The organism is Stenotrophobium rhamnosiphilum (assembly GCF_003052265.1).
Lineage (GTDB): Bacteria > Pseudomonadota > Gammaproteobacteria > Nevskiales > Nevskiaceae > Stenotrophobium > Stenotrophobium rhamnosiphilum.
In genome coordinates, this window is the sequence record NZ_QANS01000002.1 from 473,189 (window position 1) to 491,708 (window position 18,520).

General features: G+C 54.6%; 17 protein-coding genes and 1 tRNA gene. 6 read left to right on the forward strand and 12 right to left on the reverse strand.

What is annotated here, in order from left to right:
• The 5 genes from lspA to murJ form a co-directional block, all read right to left on the reverse strand.
• Complete coding sequence (lspA, locus tag CJD38_RS06110; protein ID WP_107939420.1) at nucleotides 1-498, reverse strand: signal peptidase II; 498 nt, start codon at nucleotides 496-498, stop codon at nucleotides 1-3.
• Between the two features lie 9 nt (nucleotides 499-507).
• Nucleotides 508-3,285, reverse strand: coding sequence for an isoleucine--tRNA ligase (ileS, locus tag CJD38_RS06115; protein ID WP_366511319.1), 2,778 nt, complete (start codon nucleotides 3,283-3,285; stop codon nucleotides 508-510).
• 143 nt (nucleotides 3,286-3,428) lie between these two features.
• A complete protein-coding gene (locus CJD38_RS06120; RefSeq protein WP_107939422.1) occupies nucleotides 3,429-4,361 on the reverse strand; it encodes a bifunctional riboflavin kinase/FAD synthetase in 933 nt (310 codons plus the stop codon).
• Nucleotides 4,362-4,377: 16 nt separating this feature from the next.
• Nucleotides 4,378-4,755, reverse strand: coding sequence for a LiaF transmembrane domain-containing protein (locus CJD38_RS06125; RefSeq protein ID WP_107939423.1), 378 nt, complete (start codon nucleotides 4,753-4,755; stop codon nucleotides 4,378-4,380).
• Between the two features lie 49 nt (nucleotides 4,756-4,804).
• Nucleotides 4,805-6,355, reverse strand: a complete 1,551-nt coding sequence (murJ, locus tag CJD38_RS06130) for a murein biosynthesis integral membrane protein MurJ (protein WP_107939424.1) — start codon at nucleotides 6,353-6,355, stop codon at nucleotides 4,805-4,807.
• Nucleotides 6,356-6,815: 460 nt separating this feature from the next.
• Here murJ and rpsT point away from each other — a divergent pair, with 460 nt between their 5' ends.
• Nucleotides 6,816-7,079, forward strand: a complete 264-nt coding sequence (gene rpsT, locus CJD38_RS06135; RefSeq protein ID WP_107939425.1) for a 30S ribosomal protein S20 — start codon at nucleotides 6,816-6,818, stop codon at nucleotides 7,077-7,079.
• A gap of 228 nt (nucleotides 7,080-7,307) precedes the next feature.
• Here the strand turns inward: rpsT and proB are convergent, their stop codons facing one another.
• The 4 genes from proB to rplU form a co-directional block, all read right to left on the reverse strand.
• Entirely contained in the window at nucleotides 7,308-8,432 is a 1,125-nt protein-coding gene (proB, locus tag CJD38_RS06140; RefSeq protein ID WP_206362901.1) for a glutamate 5-kinase, read from the reverse strand.
• Between the two features lie 32 nt (nucleotides 8,433-8,464).
• Nucleotides 8,465-9,844, reverse strand: coding sequence for an Obg family GTPase CgtA (gene cgtA / locus CJD38_RS06145; protein WP_107939427.1), 1,380 nt, complete (start codon nucleotides 9,842-9,844; stop codon nucleotides 8,465-8,467).
• An 87-nt stretch (nucleotides 9,845-9,931) separates the two neighbouring features.
• Nucleotides 9,932-10,195, reverse strand: a complete 264-nt coding sequence (rpmA, locus tag CJD38_RS06150) for a 50S ribosomal protein L27 (protein ID WP_107939428.1) — start codon at nucleotides 10,193-10,195, stop codon at nucleotides 9,932-9,934.
• A 22-nt stretch (nucleotides 10,196-10,217) separates the two neighbouring features.
• On the reverse strand, nucleotides 10,218-10,532 hold the full coding sequence (gene rplU, locus CJD38_RS06155) for a 50S ribosomal protein L21 (protein ID WP_107939429.1): 315 nt from the start codon (nucleotides 10,530-10,532) through the stop codon (nucleotides 10,218-10,220).
• Between the two features lie 166 nt (nucleotides 10,533-10,698).
• Between rplU and CJD38_RS06160 the strand changes: the two genes are divergently transcribed.
• Entirely contained in the window at nucleotides 10,699-11,667 is a 969-nt protein-coding gene (locus tag CJD38_RS06160) for a polyprenyl synthetase family protein (protein ID WP_107939430.1), read from the forward strand.
• A gap of 6 nt (nucleotides 11,668-11,673) precedes the next feature.
• Nucleotides 11,674-11,750: transfer RNA gene (locus CJD38_RS06165), tRNA-Pro, on the forward strand.
• 19 nt (nucleotides 11,751-11,769) lie between these two features.
• On the opposite strand, the gene CJD38_RS06170 is transcribed toward CJD38_RS06165, so the two are convergent.
• The 3 genes from CJD38_RS06170 to CJD38_RS06180 are packed head-to-tail and all read right to left on the reverse strand — an operon-like array spanning nucleotide 11,770 to nucleotide 15,812.
• Nucleotides 11,770-12,582, reverse strand: a complete 813-nt coding sequence (locus CJD38_RS06170; protein ID WP_107939431.1) for a putative RNA methyltransferase — start codon at nucleotides 12,580-12,582, stop codon at nucleotides 11,770-11,772.
• 8 nt (nucleotides 12,583-12,590) lie between these two features.
• Nucleotides 12,591-14,216, reverse strand: coding sequence for an NAD(P)/FAD-dependent oxidoreductase (locus tag CJD38_RS06175; RefSeq protein WP_107939432.1), 1,626 nt, complete (start codon nucleotides 14,214-14,216; stop codon nucleotides 12,591-12,593).
• Nucleotides 14,217-14,276: 60 nt separating this feature from the next.
• Nucleotides 14,277-15,812, reverse strand: a complete 1,536-nt coding sequence (locus CJD38_RS06180) for a thioredoxin-like domain-containing protein (protein WP_206362902.1) — start codon at nucleotides 15,810-15,812, stop codon at nucleotides 14,277-14,279.
• A 335-nt stretch (nucleotides 15,813-16,147) separates the two neighbouring features.
• On the opposite strand from CJD38_RS06180, the gene CJD38_RS06185 reads away from it, so the two are divergent.
• Genes CJD38_RS06185 through CJD38_RS06195 form a run of 3 tightly spaced genes read left to right on the forward strand, consistent with a single transcriptional unit; the run spans nucleotide 16,148 to nucleotide 18,472 of the window.
• Nucleotides 16,148-17,452 (forward strand): tyrosine-type recombinase/integrase, encoded by a 1,305-nt coding sequence (locus CJD38_RS06185; RefSeq protein ID WP_107939433.1) that lies wholly within the window; start codon nucleotides 16,148-16,150, stop codon nucleotides 17,450-17,452.
• Entirely contained in the window at nucleotides 17,449-17,859 is a 411-nt protein-coding gene (locus CJD38_RS06190) for a hypothetical protein (RefSeq protein WP_107939434.1), read from the forward strand. The genes CJD38_RS06185 and CJD38_RS06190 overlap by 4 nt, the downstream gene beginning before the upstream one ends.
• 13 nt (nucleotides 17,860-17,872) lie before the next feature.
• The gene (locus tag CJD38_RS06195) at nucleotides 17,873-18,472 is read left to right on the forward strand and encodes a hypothetical protein (RefSeq protein WP_107939435.1); all 600 of its coding nucleotides are present in this window, start codon (nucleotides 17,873-17,875) and stop codon (nucleotides 18,470-18,472) included.
• Nucleotides 18,473-18,520 lie beyond the last annotated feature (48 nt).

An 18,520-nucleotide genomic window follows, 5' to 3' on the forward strand; every position in this document is an offset into this window, starting at 1 on the left:
TTAGTTCTTAACCTCAGCCACAGGCTTTGCGCGACGCGTATCCAAGATCATGTCCAGAATCATGAAACCAGCGCCGAGCGTAATCGCCATGTCTGCAACGTTGAATGCTGCAAAGTGCCAGTTGCCAACGTAGAAATCTACGAAGTCGACAACAGCGCCACGCGTCACGCGATCAATCACATTGCCTAGTGCGCCGCCCAGAATCAGCGCCAGCGCTGTAGCGACCAATGTTTGCCCGCGAGGATTGCTGCGCATCCACAAAATGATGCCGACACTCACTGCAACACCCAAAGCTGCAAACACCCAAACCGGCGCGTTGCTGAACATTGAGAAAGCCGCACCGGTGTTCTTCATGTGCACCAGATTCAGATTCGGCAGCAGCGGTTGCACTTCGTACCAAGACAGATGCTTGACCACGAGTTGCTTGGTGATCTGGTCAATCGAGATCACCAGCGCCGAGAGCCACAGCCAGTAAACATTTTTGTATTGGTAGGACACGGGATTTACTTAGATATAGAGGCGGCTTTCGCCGGCCCCAGAAATGTTGGTGACGCAGCGACCACACAGCGTCGGATGTTCGGCATGCGCGCCAACATCGGGGCGCTGATGCCAGCAACGTTCGCACTTGGTGTTGGTTGAAGCTTGTGCCGCAATCCAAATGGATTCGCCCAATCCCAACGATGAATCAAGCTTGGACTCGACGGCGTTGGCGCTTCGGCTAGCAGCGTTTTCAACCTTGGCAGAAGAGGTGATGAACCAGAAACGCAGTTCATCGCCGACTGCGTTCAGCGTCTGAGCGCTTGCGCCATCCGCGAATAACGTCACTTCAGCATTCAAGCCCGAACCGATCGCGCCTTGTGCGCGCAGGTCTTCCAGAACTTTCTTCACGGCTTCGCGTGTCGCGGCAAGACCAGCCCAATCGATCTGTGCTTCAGAGATCTTCGGGAACTGATGCCACTGCTGCGAGAACACGCTCGCGCGGCGATCACCCGGCAGCAACTGCCAGATTTCGTCTGCGGTGAAGCTGAGGATAGGCGCAATCCAGCGCACCATCGCTTCGGTGATGTGGAACATCGCGGTCTGCGCTGAACGACGTGCGAGGCTGCTGGTTGGCAAGGTGTAGAGACGATCTTTCAGAACGTCGAGATACAAACCACCGAGATCGAGCACGCAGTAGTTGTGCAGCTTCTGGTAAACCAGATGGAACTGCGACTCGTCGTACGCTTGCTTGATTTCTTCTTGCAGCTTTGCAGCTTGTGCGATGGCCCAGCGATCGATGGCGAGCATCTGATCAACTGGCACTGCATCCTTCGCAGGATCAAAGCCGTTCACGCTCGCCAACAAGTAGCGTGCGGTGTTGCGGATACGACGATAGGCGTCAGCGATGCGCTTGAGCAGATTGTCGGAGATCGAAATCTCGCCGGAGTAATCGCTAGCTGCAGCCCACAGACGCAGCACGTCAGCACCCAGCGTTTTGATCACGGTCTGCGGTGCAACCACGTTGCCGAGCGACTTCGACATCTTCCGGCCCTGCTCGTCGACGGTGAAGCCGTGAGTGAGCACTGCTTTGTACGGCGCGCGATCATTCATCGCCACGCTGGTGAGCAGCGACGACTGGAACCAACCGCGATGTTGGTCGGAACCTTCAAGATACATATCGGCTTGTGGTGCAACGCCGTTCACGATCGCCGAAGGATTGGTCGACTTGAACGAGCACTGATGCACAACGCCGGAATCAAACCAGACGTCGAGTGTGTCGGTGCATTTTTCGTACTGGCTCTCATCAACACCCCAATCGCTGGGCGTAGAACCGAACCAAGCTTCAAGACCCCCGCTTTCCATCTTGTCGGCGATCTTCAATGCCAACGCAGCGGAGTCCGGATGCAACATCTGCTTTTCGCGATGCACGAACACCGCCATCGGCACGCCCCAAGTACGCTGGCGCGAGATGCACCAGTCAGGACGGCCTTCAATCATCTTGGCAATGCGCTCTTCGCCCCAGCTCGGAATCCAGCGCGTCGCCTTCACTGCAGCTTTCGCACTTTCACGCAGGCCCTTCTCATCCATCGACACAAACCATTGCGGCGTGGCGCGGAAGATCAGCGGCGTTTTGTGGCGCCAGCAATGTGGATAGCTGTGCGTGATCTCGGCGAGATTGGCGAGTGCGCCAGACGCTTTGAGATTTTCCAGAATCGGTTCTTCGGCTTTGCGCACGAACAAGCCCGCAACAATTGGCGTGCCTTCGATGAACTTGCCGTTGCTGGCGACTGGATTGTCGACGGGCAACTTGTACTGTTTGCCAACCACGTAGTCATCCACACCATGCGCAGGCGCGGTGTGCACGAGACCCGTACCGGCTTCAAGCGTGACGTGTTCGCCACAGATAACGGGCACGGTGCGATCAGCAAACGGATGCTGCGCGCGTGCGCCTTCGAGTGATTTTCCGGAAGCCTTAGCGAGTACCTTGGCCTCGTCTTTCCAACGCGCAGCGGTTTTCTCAACCAGCTCGGCAGCGAGGATGACGCGGCCATTTTCAGCAAAATCTACCAGCGCGTATTCAAGCTCTGCGTTGACGGCGATGGCTTGGTTAGCAGGCAAGGTCCAAGGCGTGGTGGTCCAAATCACTAGCGAAGCGCCTGCAGCATCAGCAACGCCGAAACGCTTGGCGAGATCTGCTGCGTCAGCCGCAGCAAACTTCACATCAATCGCAAATGATTTTTTATCTTCGTATTCAACTTCGGCTTCAGCCAGAGAAGATCCGCAATCCAAGCACCAGTGCACCGGCTTGAAGCCACGCACGACGTGACCACGGTCGATGATCTTCGACAGGCAACGAACCTGCTCAGCTTCGAAAGCTGGCTGCATCGTCAGATAAGGTTTATCCCAATCGGCGAGCACACCGAGGCGTTTGAAATCTTCGCGCTGTTTGGCGACTTGCTCGTTAGCGTACTCGCGACATTTTTCGCGGAAAGCTTTTGCATCAAGCTTGTCACCAACTTTTCCGAATTTCTTTTCGACCTGCAATTCAATCGGCAGACCGTGGCAATCCCAACCCGGCACGAACGGCGCTTGATGGCCGTTGAGACGTGCGGACTTCACCACCATGTCCTTCAGGACTTTGTTAACCGCGTGGCCGATGTGAATGTCGCCGTTGGCGTACGGAGGGCCGTCGATGAAGTAATACGCGGGCAGACCGGCAGTCGCCTTCTGCACTTCTGCGTACAGGCCCTGCTGCTCCCAGCGCGCCAACATTTCCGGCTCGCGCTTAGCGAGATTGGCCTGCATCGGGAACGGAGTCTCCGGCAGGTTGAGCGTGCTTTTATAGTCTTTGCTTTCGGTCACGGCGGGATCAGATAGAAATCGTTTCAAATCAGGGGGCAACGTTGAGGGCTTGAAGCCCATCGACGGCCAAATTCACAGGGGTGGAATTATGCGTGATTTGAAGCGAAAAAGGCTCTCGCGTCGTCTGCGTCGCGCTGCATTTGGACGCTGAGCGCGTCCAGCGAATCGAATTTAAGCTCTGGGCGCAGATATCGGCAGAACTCGACCTCCATCGTCGAGCCGTACAACTCGCCCGGTTCGCCGAACAAATGGGTTTCCAGCAAGCAGCGCGTCAGGCCTAGCGTTGGGCGAACGCCCAAACTGGCAACACCTTCCCAATCGCGACCATTCACCTTGGCGCGCACGGCATAAATGCCCTGCTTGAGCGCCAGCTTGCGGTGCAGATTGACGTTGGTGGTCGGCATGCCGAGCGTGCGGCCCAGTTGCAGGCCACGACGGATGCGGCCACAGAGCGTGTACGGACGGCCCAGCAGTGCTGCGGCCAGCTTCACATCGGCCTCGGCCAAGGCCGCACGCAAGGCGGTTGAACTAAAGCGGCAACCATCGAGTTCAACCGTATCGAGATTTTCGATGGTGTAGCCGTGCTTCTTGCCGAGCTCGCGAAGCAGCTCAATGCCGCCACCACGCCGCGCGCCAAAGCGGAAATCATCGCCAATCACTAAGGCACGAACGCCCAATTTGCCGACCAGCAACTGCTCAACAAAAGCGGTCGGATCGTAAGCTGAAAACTTTTTATCGAAGCGCTGCAAGACCAATCGATCGACGCCCTGCGCAGACAACAGCGCAATACGGCTGCGGAAAGTCACGACACGACCGGCAACCGATTCAGGCGAAAAGAATTCGCGAGGCGTCGGCTCAAAGCTCAGCACAACCAAAGGCAAGCCGAGTTCTTTTGCACGCGCACGTGCTTGGGCGATCAAGGCCTGATGCCCACGATGCACGCCATCGAAATTTCCAATGGTCAGCACACAGCCGCGATGTCGATCGCGCAGATTGTGTTGGCCTCTGATGATTTCCATGGGTGCGGATCAGTGTTTAACGAAAACGGCCGCCAGACATCAGCAGCGATAAACCAGCAAGAATCAGAAACACCGGCCACCAAGTGACCCAGCTCAAGCCCATCAAAAAGATGGCTGCCACAAACAGACAAGCCAGCCCGGTGATCAATGGTTCGCGTACGGCAACGTGGCCGAGACTGAAGCCTGCGCGCAAGCAGGTCCACGCCTGATGAAATTTGCCAACAGCAGGAATCAGCAGCAACAAGGCCCACCAGTTTTGCAGGCGATCAAGACCAATGTCGTAGCCCAAATTGTTCGCTAGCAACAAGCCGCCGATCACAACAACAACGACACCCACCCACACGCGGGGATGGCTACGCGGCACTGCTGTTGGTTCACCGTTTTCAATATCCATCTGTCTCTCCAAGCTCTAAAGCGTCGTCCCTAACTTAGAACAACAGGCCTCAATGCCTGCGGAAATCATTTAAACGCATGCCCATCGCGATCAGCACGCCGAAGTACACCAAGCCAGCGGCGCTCACTACTTCCAGCAATTTAATGACACGCAGCTTAGTGCTCAGTGCCAGCCAATCCGCCAGCGGCGCGTTAAGCAAAACAGTGACTGCAACCATTGCAGCGCTGGCGACGAAGAGACGCAGCCAGAATTTGCGCCAGTCCGGTGCCGGCAAATAGATGCTATCTGCACGCAAGCGACGGTAGAGCAGTGTTGAGTTAACGCAGGCTGAGAATGAGGTGGCCAGTGCGAGGCCAGCATGGGCGGCTTCCCAGTGATAGATCAGCGACAAGCCATAGAGGCTGACACTCAAAACGCTACCGCTAATCAAAGCAATGACGCCGTAGCGAACTGGAATACGCGTTTCCTGACGCGCGTAAAAGCCTGGGATCAACACCTTCACAAGCGAGAAACCCATGAACGCTGGCGCGTAGGCCCACAGCGCATAGGTGCTCATCTCGACATCGCGATCAGTGAATTTGCCGTAGCCAAATAGTGTGGTCACCAACGGGCCCGCAAGCAATATCAAGCCCAACATTGCTGGTACGCCAATCACCAACATCGTGCGCAGGCCCCAGTCGAGAATGCGTGAGAAGTCGCCAGTTGAATTTTTAGCGTGCTGCACCGCCAAGGCTGGGAGAATCACCGTGCCCACAGCGATGCTGAAAATGCCCAGCGGAAATTCCATCAAGCGATCCGCGAAATAAAGCCAACTCACCGGGCCATCGCCCATCAGCGAGGCAATCGCAGAATCCACCAGCAAACTGATCTGCGATACCGATGAACCGATCATCACCGGAATCATCAGCGCCAAGATGCGACGCACGCGTGAATCGCGCCAAGCCCAACGTGGGCGCGGCAACAAATCCAGTTTGCGCATCTGCGGAAGCTGGAACAGAAACTGGACGATGCCGGCGACGAATACGGCATAGGCCAGAACACGTACCGAGTTGGCATCGATGAATGCGGATGCGATGAGGCAAACGTTGAGCAACACCGGCGTGAAGGCCGGAATCGCGAAACGGCCATAACTGTTCAGCACGCCGCCGCACATCGCTGTGAGCGAGATAAACATCAAATATGGGAAGGTCCAACGCAGCATTTCCGTGCCGAGTTGATGCTTGACCGGGTCCGCGCTGGCGGAAAATCCGGGCGCAAACACATACAGCAGCAGCGGCGCGCCGAGGCAGCCGATCAGCGTAACAACCGAGAGCACACCGCCGAGCGTACCCATGACAACCGATACGAGATCACGCACTTCTTCGTGAGATTGCTTGGTTTTGGTCTCAGTAAAGACCGGCACAAAGGCCTGTGAAAACGCGCCTTCGGCAAACATGCGGCGACCGAAATTGGGGATTTTCAGCGCGATCAGGAAGGCGTCCATGCCGCCACCTGCGCCAAAAGCGACCGCCAGCATCACATCCCGGACGAACCCGAGCACCCGTGACAGCAGCGTCATCACACTGACAATGCCAGAGGATTTGAGCAGGCTAGAGGCCATCAGGGCCTGCTAAAGCCAATTTCACGCCAGCGGCGGAGAGCCATTGGGTGCAGGGCAAGGAAGAGGGAGCGCCGCATAGTGATTCTATGCAAGTGACCGATGACGCTGCCATGCGCCCAATGGCTCCCGCCCCTTCGGGCTGCCGCTTCAAAAATTGCCATGCGTCGTTGCTCCTCCGTTATTTAGACTCACTAAACTTCCTCCGTCGCGCCTAGCCTGGCAATTTTTGAAGGGGCAGCGCTGACGCGAAATTGGCTTTAGCAGGCCCTATAAAGCAATAAATTCGGGGCTCATCAGAGGATTATCGCATCCAAGGCATGCGTAATGAATGATTAATTTGCCGAATCGCGTGGAGTTTCAGGGGCTTTGCTACACGTTTTAGGTTGACAAAAGCACTCCATATCACAATACTACGCGCCCTCAAAAGGCACCGAATTTTAATTTTTTCAGGAGTTACCCCTTGGCAAACATTGCTAGCGCCAAAAAGCGCGCCCGCCAGGCTGTGAAGCATCGCGAACACAACGTTGCTCAGCGTTCTATGATCCGTACCACGATCAAGAAAGTGATCAAAGCTGTGACCGCTAAAGACAAGGCTGCTGCTGAAGTTGCCTACGCCGAAATGGTTCCGGTCCTCGACCGTTACGCCAACCGCGGCCAGATTCACAAGAACAAAGTTGCACGCCACAAGAGCCGTTTGCTCACCAGCATCCGCGCACTGGCCTAAAGGCTAGCGTTGCAAATAAAAACGCCGGCACTGCCGGCGTTTTTTGTTATGTACAGGATGTACGGTATGCCGCGGGCGCAGGATGCGCAGGAGCGGCTAGTCTGCGATTTCTTCTTGTCATTCCCGCGAAGGCGGGAATCCAGTGTTTATAAGCAAGAAGCGCGGGTTAGTTTGTTCAGACTTTCCAGCAAAACTGGATCCCCGCCTTCGCGGGGATGACGGCTAGCTTTAGCTGATCACCAAGTTATCGCGATGAATCAGCTCCACATCGCCGACATAACCCAGACGAGCTTCTAGCTCATCACTCTTGGCACCAATGATCTTGCGCGCATCAGCGAATGCGTAGTTAGCCAAGCCACGTGCAATCTCGCGACCATCTGGGTCTACACACGCCACCAAGTCGCCGCGCTCAAACTCACCCTCGAGTTTCTTCACGCCAACCGGCAGCAGGCTCTTGCCCTGCTCGCGTAGTACTTTGACCGCACCTTCATCCAGCCAAAGTTTGCCGCGTAGCTGCAGCTGACCTGCAATCCAACGCTTACGCGAAGCCATAGGCGCTTCCGCAGGCTTGAGCAGTGTGCCGATGTTCTCGCCGCGCGCAATCTGCAACAGCGCATCTGGCTTGCGGCCGTGCGCAATCACCGTTGCCGCGCCTGAGCGCGCTGCGGTGTATGCAGCAGAGAGTTTGGTCCGCATACCGCCACGACCCAACTCGCCTTTGCTGTCGCCAGCCATGCCGACCAAACGCGTGTCGGAGAGATCCGCTTCGGAGATCAGCTTGGCATCTGGGTTGTTGCGTGGATCAGCATCGAACAGGCCATCTTGGTCGGTGAGAATCACCAACAGATCACCTTGAATCAAATTGACCGTGAGTGCGCCGAGCGTGTCGTTGTCGCCCAGACGAATTTCGTCGGTCGCAACAGTGTCGTTCTCGTTAACCACCGGCACCACGCCCAGCTCCAGCAGCGTGTTGAAGGTGCCGCGTGCATTGAGGTAACGACCACGATTGGAAACATCATCGTGGGTCAGCAAAATCTGCGCAGCATGCAGACCATGCTTTTTGAATTCATCTTCGTACGAGCGCACCAAGCCCATCTGACCAACAGCGGCCGCGGCTTGTAGCTCGTGAATGACTGACGGGCGCTTCTTCATGCCGAGACGCGCCATACCTTCTGCAACCGCACCAGAAGACACCAACACAATCTGCTTGCCAGACTTGCGCAGCTGCGCGATCTGAGCACACCAGTCGGCGATAGCAACGTGATCCAGCCCCTGTCCCTTAGCGGTGACCAAAGAACTACCGACCTTGATCACCCAGCGGCGGCTGCTTGCGATTTTCTGACGGTCCAACATGATTGCCTGTCGTTTTTTATCTGTTTTAAGAATTAACGCTTGGACTTCTTAGCCTTCGCTGCCTTAATCACTTTCTTCGCGACTTTCTTGACGGCTTTCTTGGCGACTGGCTTTGCAGCCTTCTTCGCCTTGATCACTTTTTTGGCCTTAGCAACAACCTTGGTCGCCTTCACAATCTTCTTAGCTTTCACTGCGGGCTTCGTGGCTTTTTTAACAGCCTTCTTAACCGCTTTAACAGCTTTCTTAGCTTTAGCAGCCTTGGCAACGGGCTTCTCTTGGATAATCTTCTCAGCCTTAGGCGCCTTCCAGACATTACCGGGATGGGCTCTGAGTTTGGATTTAGGTTTTGCCTTCGGCTCAGTCTCGACCGTTGGCGCGCCAAGCAACTGCTCAGGCTCGGTTGCCGAGTGCTCTTGTACCCAATCCATTGCCGCGTGCAGCAGTTCTTTAAGACCGGCGCGAGACACTGAAGAAATCGCAAACCAACGGCCTTTCCATTTAAGACGCTTGAGCGCTTTCTGGATCAAAACTTGCGCTTCATCTTCTGGCATTTGGTCAATTTTATTGAACACCAGCCATTGATCACGCGCAGCCACTTCTTCGTTGAACTCTTTGAGTTCAGCGTTAATGGTCTTGATGCTCTCGACGATATCTGCGCCGCTTGGTGGCAGGATATCCACAAGATGCAACAACAAGCGCGTGCGCTGAATATGTTTGAGGAAGCGAATGCCCAAGCCTGCGCCTGAAGCCGCGCCTTCGATCAAACCAGGAATGTCCATCATCACGAAGGAACGCAGCGCGCCCACGGCAACAACACCGGGCTGCGGATACAGCGTGGTGAACGGATAGTCCGCAATCTTGGGACGTGCAGCGGAAACTGCTGAGAGCAGCGTTGATTTGCCTGCGTTAGGCAAACCGAGCAAACCCACGTCCGCCATCAATGACAGTTCAAGTCGCAGATCACGCGCTTCGCCCGGCGAACCCTTGGTCGCCTGATACGGTGCGCGGTTGGTGCTGGATTTAAAGCGAACATTGCCGAGGCCGTGAAATCCGCCCTGCGCAATTTTGATGCGCTGAGTGGTACGCGTCAGTTCGCCAATCAATTCGCCAGTGCCTTCGTCATAGATCAGCGTGCCCAAGGGCATGCCCACTTCCATGTCGTTGCCATAAGCACCGCGGCAGTTGGAACCTTCGCCATCGCCACCGCGCTCAGCGCGGAAGGTGCGATTAAAGCGGAAGTCCGCCAGCGTATTGAGGTTGTAATCGGCTACAGCCCAGATCGTGCCGCCGTCACCACCGTCGCCGCCGTCCGGGCCGCCGAAGGGAATATATTTTTCGCGACGAAACCCGATGCAGCCTTTACCGCCAGCGCCGGCTTCTACTCGGATAGTTGCTTCGTCTACAAATTTCATGGGACTGCCTGACTACGAAACACAGAGCTTAGCTCAGAAACAGAAAAGCCCCGCTACCGGGGCTTTTCAGGAATACCTCACAGTGCCTTAAGCGGCAGCTGCGACGATATCCACGTGAAGACGGCCGTTAACGCCGCGCTTCTTGAATACTACGGTGCCGTCGGTCACTGCGAAGATCGTGTGATCCTTGCCAACCTTAGCGCCTACGCCTGCACGGTACTGAGTGCCGCGCTGACGAATGATGATGTTGCCAGCGATAACATGCTCGCCGCCAAACTTCTTAACGCCAAGTCGCTTGGCTTCTGAGTCGCGGCCGTTACGTGTACTACCGCCTGCTTTTTTACTTGCCATTGTCTTCTAACTCCTAGCTAACTTAGGCGCCAACGATGCCGAGAATCTTCACTTCCGTGAAGTTCTGACGGTGGCCCTGTTCTTTGTGATAGTGCTTACGGCGGCGGTGCTTGATGATGCGAATTTTATCGCCACGGCCATTGGCCACGACTTCTGCATTCACCTTGCCACCCACAACCAGCGGAGCGCCGACGATGAGGTTGTCGCCATCGGCGATCAACAACACTTCGTCAAAGGACACCTGAGCGCCTACTTCGGCGTTCAAGCTTTCAATTTTGAGCTGTTCGCCCGGGGTAACCTTGTGCTGCTTACCACCGGTTTTAATGACCGCGTACATTCGCTAACTCCGCAATGTCTTAGTAGCCGGCCACGCCAGCCTTGAAAGAGCGCGAGATTGTAGTGACCTGACCTCGAATCGTCAATGACTTTGTCACAAATTCATGTGGTAATTGACGGTTCTCGGCCCAACCCCTAGCATCCCGCGACTTTTCCCCGGCTATCCCATGGATCTCAAAGCACTTCTCGCCCCTATTGCGGACGACATGAAACGCGTCGATAACACGATCCGCGCCCGTCTTTCCTCAGAAGTGGCTCTTATTAATGACATTGGCGGCTATATTATCGCCGCCGGTGGTAAACGCCTGCGCCCTGCTCTGGTCCTGATGTCCGGCCGCGCCATGGGCAGTAAAACCGATGAAACCGTCCTTTTGGCAGCGACCATCGAGTTCATCCATACCGCCACCCTGCTGCACGACGATGTGGTCGATGAATCCGGCCTGCGCCGCGGCCGCAAGACTGCCAATGCCGTTTGGGGCAATGCCGGTGCTGTGCTCTCTGGCGACTTCCTGTATTCCCGCGCCTTCCAGATGATGGTCGACTCCAAACGCATGGAAGTCATGCGCGTGATGGCCGACACCACCAATGCGATTGCTGAAGGCGAAGTGCTTCAGTTGATGAACGTTGGCGATCCAGAAGTCAGCGAAGCGCGTTATATGCGCGTGATCGAACTCAAGACCGCACGTCTGTTTGAAGCGGCCACCAAACTCGGCGCGATCAGTGCCGATGCTGATGAAGCCGGTATCGCTCGCATGGCCGAATACGGCCACAAACTTGGCGTCGCTTTTCAGCTCGTTGATGACGTGTTGGATTACGTTGCCGACAGCAGTCTCAGCGGCAAAAATCTCGGCACCGATTTGGCCGAAGGCAAACCCACTTTGCCCCTGATTCACGCGATGAAAAATGGCACGCCAGAACAAGCTGAATTGATTCGCGGCGCGATCGTAGAAGGCAAATTGGAGAACCTCGCAGAGGTCCTAAAAGCCGTTGAAGCGACTGGGGCCATCCCTTACACTCGTGCCCTCGCAGAACGGTATTCCCGTGAAGCGGAAAATGCGTTAAGCGATCTTCCCGATTCGCCACATAAAAACGCACTCATTAGCTTGGCCCGCTACAACAACGCGCGAGTCAGCTGATCGATTCGGGGCGTAGCTCAGCTTGGTAGAGTGCTTGCTTCGGGAGCAAGAAGTCGCAGGTTCGAATCCTGTCGCCCCGACCAAATCTTCGAGACTTGATCGCTAAAGCATTCGACGCTTAAACAACAGCATCGAAAACGCCGCTTCCGTTATGTGCCCTTCACTCGCAGCAAGCGCGTCACGTCGATCTTGTTTTGCTTTCCAAGCATACGGCGTCATCTGCAATAGCTGGTGTAAGCCTTGCTGATTCAAGTTCAGCGGAAAGCGAACCTGCTGTTGTGACCGCAACTCGAATAGCGATTCGAACCCTGACAAAAACTTTTCAGGATCGTGCGCGCGCACTTCTTCGAAGAGTTGTTGGCGAATGCTCCACAGATGATCTGGCGCTGGCGTGACTACCAGCACATAACCTTCAGGCTTCAACACGCGCTGCATCTCATCGATGTGTAGCTGCGTGAACATATTGCTGACGATATCGATTGATGCGTTAGCAATCGGCAATAACGCGCCGCTACCAACAAGCCATGTGATGTTGGAATGACGCTTTGCTGCGAGGCGAATTGCAGGACGTGCAATGTCGAGGCCGATCACTTCATTCGCAACTTTGGTAAACGCGCCGGTGTAGTAGCCCTCGCCACAACCAATATCAAGAATGCTTTGTGCTTGCAGTGGTGCGAGTGAGTTCAGCACCGCATCGCGCAGGGGTTGATAGTGATCCGCCTGCAAGAATTCGCGGCGCGCCATCACCATCTGTGGATCGTCGCCGGGATCACGGCTGTTCTTGTGCTGCACGGGCAAAAGGTTGATGTAGCCTTCGCGCGCAACGTCGAAGCTGTGTCCGGTTTTGCAGCGCCAAACTTTGTCGCCACGCTCCAGCGCGTGGCGGCACAGTGGGCAAATAATCGTTGTCGTCATTCGTGCGCTTAAGCGCTCTTTGCATCAGCAAGAAGGCTCAAGGCCAACGCTTCGGCAACACGGATACCGTCGATGCCTGCGGACATGATGCCGCCTGCATAACCCGCGCCCTCACCTGCTGGATACAGGCCGCGCGTGTTGAGGCTTTGATAGTTCGCGTCACGCGTGATGCGCAGCGGCGATGAGGTGCGTGTTTCGACGCCCGTCAACACCGCATCTGGCATTGCGAATCCTTTGATCTGCTTTTCGAAGGCAGGCAAGGCTTCGCGGATGGCATCAATCGCGTAGCTGGGCAATGACGGCGCGAGATCACATAAACGAACGCCCGGTTTATAGCTGGGCTCAACGCTGCCTAAGGCAGTGGATGGGCGTGCGGCGATAAAATCACCGACCAACTGCGCAGGCGCTTCGTAGTTTCTACCGCCCAATACATAAGCACGCGATTCCAAATCTTCTTGCAGCGCAAGACCCGCCAAAGGCCCGGCGGCAACACCGCCCGGATAATCTTCTGGCGTGATGCCAACGACGATGCCTGCGTTGGCGTTGCGCTCGTTGCGTGAGTACTGGCTCATGCCGTTAGTGACGACGCGATTCAGCTCCGACGTTGCCGCCACGACCGTGCCGCCCGGGCACATACAGAAGCTATACACAGAGCGACCGTTCTTGGCGTGATGCACTAATTTGTAATCTGCCGCACCAAGCAACGGATGGCCAGCGTATTGGCCGAGTCTCGCTTTGTCGATCAACGACTGCGGATGTTCAATGCGGAAGCCAATCGAAAATGGTTTGGCCTCCATGAAAACATTGCGCGCATGCAGCATGCGGAAAGTCTCGCGAGCACTGTGGCCCAGCGCAAGAATCACATGATCAGCGTGAATGGTTTCGCCACTTTTAAGGGTGACGCCACGCATACGACCATCTTCAATCAGCACGTCGGTGACTTGCTGCTCGAAGCGAATCTCACCACCCAGCGCTTCAATCTCTTCACGCATACGTGTGACCACGCCGGTGAGACGGAAGGTGCCGATGTGTGGCTTATTCACGTAAAGAATTTCTTCTGGCGCGCCTGCTTTCACAAACTCATTGAGAACTTTGCGGCCGTGATACTTAGGATCTTTAACTTGGCTATAGAGTTTGCCGTCGCTGAACAAACCCGCGCCGCCCTCACCAAATTGCACATTGGATTCCGGGTTCAGCACATTCTTGCGCCACAGTCCCCAAGTGTCTTGCGTGCGTTCACGCACCGATTTGCCGCGTTCCAACACGATGGGCTTGAAACCCATCTGTGCCAAAGCGAGCGCTGCAAAAATTCCGCAGGGACCGAAGCCAATCACTAGCGGTCGATTGGTAAAACTGGCAGGTGCTGTCGCAACAACTTTGTAAGACGTATCAGGCGAAGGACCGATGTGATGATCGTCTTGGAACTTGGCGAGAATCGCTGCCTCATCGCGCAGCTCGCAATCCACGGTGTAAACAAAATTCAGCTCAGACCGTTTGCGTGCGTCATAGCTGCGCTTGTACACAATGAAATTGTGCAGATCGCCATCCGGCAAACGCAGACGCTCCTGAATCGCGGGCGCGAGCGCCTCGGGCGGGTGATCAATCGGCAGCGTGAGTTCGGTGATTCTTAGCATTAGCGGTGGGCTCTTAATATGGCCAGACTAGGCGCATATTGTCCCACGATTACTAGCGAATCAGCGCGCCCAGGTGTGATAGGTCTTGCTGGAGGGGCGATATTCTTCGATACGCTGATTGCCGGTATCCACCAACAACACGCGATCCTTGCCGTCGATGACGATGCCGGCTGGTTCGCGGGTTGGGATGCAGACCGGATCCATGCAGGTGTAGGTACCACCATCGAATTCACTGATCTGCTTGGCCGCAAGGTCCAGACTGCGAATCGCATTGTTATAGGTATCGGCCACTAATAACTGCTGACCATCCACCGCAACGCCCAAAGGATGCTGCAAGCGTCCGACCTTGAATGTGCCATTGGTGCGGCCAAAATCGAACAGCCCTGCACCAACCAATGTTTTGACCATGGGCTTGTTATTGAGCGTGATGGTGCGAATCGCTGAGCTCTCAGAATCCGCGACGTAAAGCGTTGCGCCATCTGCGCTGATTACCAAGCCACTAGGCTGGGCAAAACCGACTTCACGCGCCGCGCCATCCTTGAGTTCTTCAGCGCCGCTGCCTGCAAACATCGCCACCTTGTTATCGGCCAGATTCAACACGCCAATCTGATGCGTGCCCGCGTTGGCAAAATAAATTTGCTGGCCTTTGCGCTCAAGATCCCAAGGCGAAGCTAAAGCGGTGACTTTGCCAGCACTTGGATTGCCCAAGACACTGCCGCGCTGCCCCGTGCCCGCCAAGGTAGAAACATTGCCTGTCGCCAGATCAATTTTGCGAATGGCGTGATTGCCGGTATCCGCAACGTAAATGGCATCGTTAGTGGCGATCAGCCCCTGCGGATGATGGAAGCTGGCCTTGTTTGCTGCGCCATCAATAAAACCTTCCTTGCCACTGCCGAAGCGACGCACGTCCGCACCCTTATCGTTGAGCAAAACAATTTGATTGTGTCCGGCATCCGCCAGCGCCAAGCGCTTCTCTGCACCCGCTACAGATTTGAGTTTGCCGGGAAAACTGAAACGGCCTTGGACTGCTTCCAATGGTTTGAGCGCCAAATGCTGCGGCTTGAGTTCGCCCGCCGATTGTTTGAGCAAATCCATCACTAAGCGATTAAACCGCTGAGGTTCGGGCTCGCCCTGCACTTGTCCGAGCAATTTGCCGTCAGCGCCAACAAATACCAAAGTTGGCCAAGCCTCTACACCATAGGCCTTCCACAGCTGCATCTCTGGATCATGAATAACCGGATGATGAATTTCGTAGCGACGAATCGCGTCGCGAACGCTAACGATACTTTTCTCACGCTCAAACTTTGGCGAGTGCACGCCAATCACAACAATCTTGTCGGGATAACGCTCTTCAAGCGCACGCAGCGTTGGAATGATATGGACGCAATTGATACAGCCCAGCGTCCAAAAATCGAGAATCACGAGGCGACCGCGTAGTTTCTCGAGCGGAATCGGCGCGGCAACGTTGAGCCACTGCAGGCCAGGGAGTGCGATTTCGGGGGCCTTTCCTGAGAGCGTGCTCTGCGCCCACGAGGGGCCAGCTGTCATCAACAAGATAAAGACAGCAATCAAGCGGCGGTACGCATCAACATTCACTGAGATTTTCCGAAGGACGGCATGGACTGCATCTTAGGCTGTGATGAGACAGCAGACTGCGGCCATGCGTTCGGGAGATATGCCTGATCGTTCAGGCGGATTCTTGGAAAAAGGAATCGTAGAAATAAAAAAGGCCCCTTTCGGGGCCCTTCTTACATTATATGGCGGAGCGGACGTCCGCTCTGTTAACGTCCTATAGGGTTTCATAAAGTTTAATTTTATCAATATATATCAGTAACTTATAATTATTTATTGTCTTATTTTATCTAGCCGAGACTCACTGAATCCGGTATTCTATGTGGGACAAGATGTAGGACAGATAGAGCAAATCGCCCATGCCCAAAAAAGCCAAAGAACTATCCGCCTTAGCGGTATCTAGGATTAAGACTGACGGTCGCTATGCGGTAGGGGGCGCTGATGGCCTGCATCTTCGTATCGCCGGGAGCTCCCGCGCTTGGGTTTTGCGCCTAGCGGTTGGAAGCCGGTTAAACAGCAAAAATAAAATCGTAGTTCATCGCCGCGATATAGGATTTGGAAGCTACCCCGAAGTGTCCTTAGCCGAAGCGCGCGAGAAAGCCCGAGAATGCCGCAAACAAGCAAAAGCTGGCATAGACCCATTAGAAGAACGCAAGACTGCTAAAGCTCGCGCGAAGCTGGAAGCGGCAATGACTAAAACGTTCGAGGAATGCGCTTCAGCATACATTTCGGCGAATCGCTCAGGCTGGAAGAACGAAAAGCATATCCAACAGTGGGAAAACACTCTCGCCACCTATGCGTACCCACAAATCGGTCAACTCCCCGTAGCCGCGATTGATACCGGCTTGGTGTTAAGCGTCTTACAACAGGACGTCAATGTAGATGACGAAACGGCGCAGCTATGGCACGCCAAAACTGAAACAGCCAGCCGCCTTAGAGGCCGCATAGAAGTCATCTTGGATTGGGCAGCATTTCGAGGCTTTCGCGAAGGCGAAAACCCCGCACGATGGAAAGGCCACTTACAACACGAGTTGCCTGCACGAGCCAAAGTGCGAAAGGTCGAACATCATCCCGCTCTTCCGTACAACGAGCTCGGCCACTTCATGAGCGACCTTCGTCAACGTGAAGGTGTTTCAGCGCGAGCATTGGAATTCGCCATTTTGACCGCCGCACGTTCCGGCGAAGTGCGCGGCGCTACTTGGAGTGAAATCGACTTCAAGACGCGGACATGGACAGTTCCAGCGGAGCGCATGAAAGCAGGGAAAGAACATCGAGTCCCATTATCTGACGCCACGATGAAGTTGTTGAAATCCCTGCCACGCGTTGCAGGCAGTGACTACGTCTTTACTGCCCCTCGCGGCGGTCAGCTATCCGACATGGCTCTTACTTCCGTTCTACGCAGAATGGAGCGCACAGGACTAACGCAACATGGCTTCCGTTCGACATTTCGCGACTGGGCAGGTGAAACAACTTCATACCCACGCGAAGTCTGTGAACATGCCCTAGCCCACAGGCTCGCTGATGGCGTCGAAGCGGCATACCAACGCGGCGACTTATTAGCAAAACGCGCACGCCTTATGTCTGATTGGGCACTCTACTGCAACACTTCCAGAAATACCCATTCCGACAACGTAGTGCCAATGAAAAGAGGGGTTACGTTATGACAAGGCTACGGTATGGCTTTGACCCAAGCTTGCCAAATGCTGACAACCCACCTTGGACAAAGCTAGCGACAATTGCCGAATATTTAGAAGATTGTGAAGTGATCCCACCCGACCTCGCTGCATGGCTGGGAGAAGCAATCCGCCATTCCGGACAAGATCGTAATGAGCTACTGCGCCGTTTGGGACTAGCCAAAGGACGAGGAAAACCGTCCGCCGACCCCAAAGCGTGGTTGAAGTACGGCGAAGAAATTTGTGAGCTTGAGGAAAAAGGAATGAAGCCCGAAGCTGCGATTGCAAGAGTCTCGGCAACAATCAATAACGGTCTCAATGAAAAATATAACCGCACACAGCTGCAAAAGTTTCGTGACGAATATCGTAAAGCTCGTCATAGCTCGCAAGCGCAATAAATCGAGAGCCGTAATGAACAAAGATAAAATAAATAACCCATCAATCCTTGATCGAAGCAAGCTTCCAGCACTGTTCCCAACTCACCGCCATGAACCTGAATTCTGGGAGCAACTTGGAAGAGTTATCGCAACGTTTGGATTTCTGGAAGAAGTATTGGGTAAGGCGATTTTTGCATTTACCGCAACACGCCAATACAGCACTGAAGAAATAGATGCGGCATATCAAGCTTGGCTTCCAAAGCTAGAAAAAGCCTTATCTGATCAGTTATACAATCTTGCTGAAGCCTATGAAAAGGCTGTTCGAGATAATTCAGAATCGACCATTAAAAACATCGAAGACCTAGTAAGCGACATAAAAAAGACCGCTAAGATTCGCAATGTTCTATGTCACGGCTCTTGGCGAACTCCAAATGCCGAAGGGAAATCTATTCCCCATTTTGTCGATAGAAAAAATAACGTTTTCAAAACACCTATTGATATTGCTTACCTCAAGCAGACGCAAGCTGAAGTCGCGGCCTTGTCGTATTCAGTCATAGATACAGTAACAAGCATGGGATGGCAGTTCCCCGGGAGTAATGGGCCGGGAAATCCAATTTGGTCTAGCCATCAATAATCTGCCACTAAACAAACAACTTTAACGGCAGACTTAAATTCTACTCAG

Coding starts and splice junctions, on each gene's coding strand:
- ileS (WP_366511319.1), bottom strand. CDS start 3,285: ATGCAGGCCAATCTCGCTAAGCGCGAGCCGGAAATGTTGGCGCGCTGG.
- CJD38_RS06120 (WP_107939422.1), bottom strand. CDS start 4,361: ATGGAAATCATCAGAGGCCAACACAATCTGCGCGATCGACATCGCGGC.
- CJD38_RS06125 (WP_107939423.1), bottom strand. CDS start 4,755: ATGGATATTGAAAACGGTGAACCAACAGCAGTGCCGCGTAGCCATCCC.
- murJ (WP_107939424.1), bottom strand. CDS start 6,355: ATGGCCTCTAGCCTGCTCAAATCCTCTGGCATTGTCAGTGTGATGACG.
- proB (WP_206362901.1), bottom strand. CDS start 8,432: ATGTTGGACCGTCAGAAAATCGCAAGCAGCCGCCGCTGGGTGATCAAG.
- cgtA (WP_107939427.1), bottom strand. CDS start 9,844: ATGAAATTTGTAGACGAAGCAACTATCCGAGTAGAAGCCGGCGCTGGC.
- rpmA (WP_107939428.1), bottom strand. CDS start 10,195: ATGGCAAGTAAAAAAGCAGGCGGTAGTACACGTAACGGCCGCGACTCA.
- rplU (WP_107939429.1), bottom strand. CDS start 10,532: ATGTACGCGGTCATTAAAACCGGTGGTAAGCAGCACAAGGTTACCCCG.
- CJD38_RS06160 (WP_107939430.1), top strand. CDS start 10,699: ATGGATCTCAAAGCACTTCTCGCCCCTATTGCGGACGACATGAAACGC.
- CJD38_RS06170 (WP_107939431.1), bottom strand. CDS start 12,582: ATGACGACAACGATTATTTGCCCACTGTGCCGCCACGCGCTGGAGCGT.
- CJD38_RS06175 (WP_107939432.1), bottom strand. CDS start 14,216: ATGCTAAGAATCACCGAACTCACGCTGCCGATTGATCACCCGCCCGAG.
- CJD38_RS06185 (WP_107939433.1), top strand. CDS start 16,148: ATGCCCAAAAAAGCCAAAGAACTATCCGCCTTAGCGGTATCTAGGATT.
- CJD38_RS06190 (WP_107939434.1), top strand. CDS start 17,449: ATGACAAGGCTACGGTATGGCTTTGACCCAAGCTTGCCAAATGCTGAC.
- CJD38_RS06195 (WP_107939435.1), top strand. CDS start 17,873: ATGAACAAAGATAAAATAAATAACCCATCAATCCTTGATCGAAGCAAG.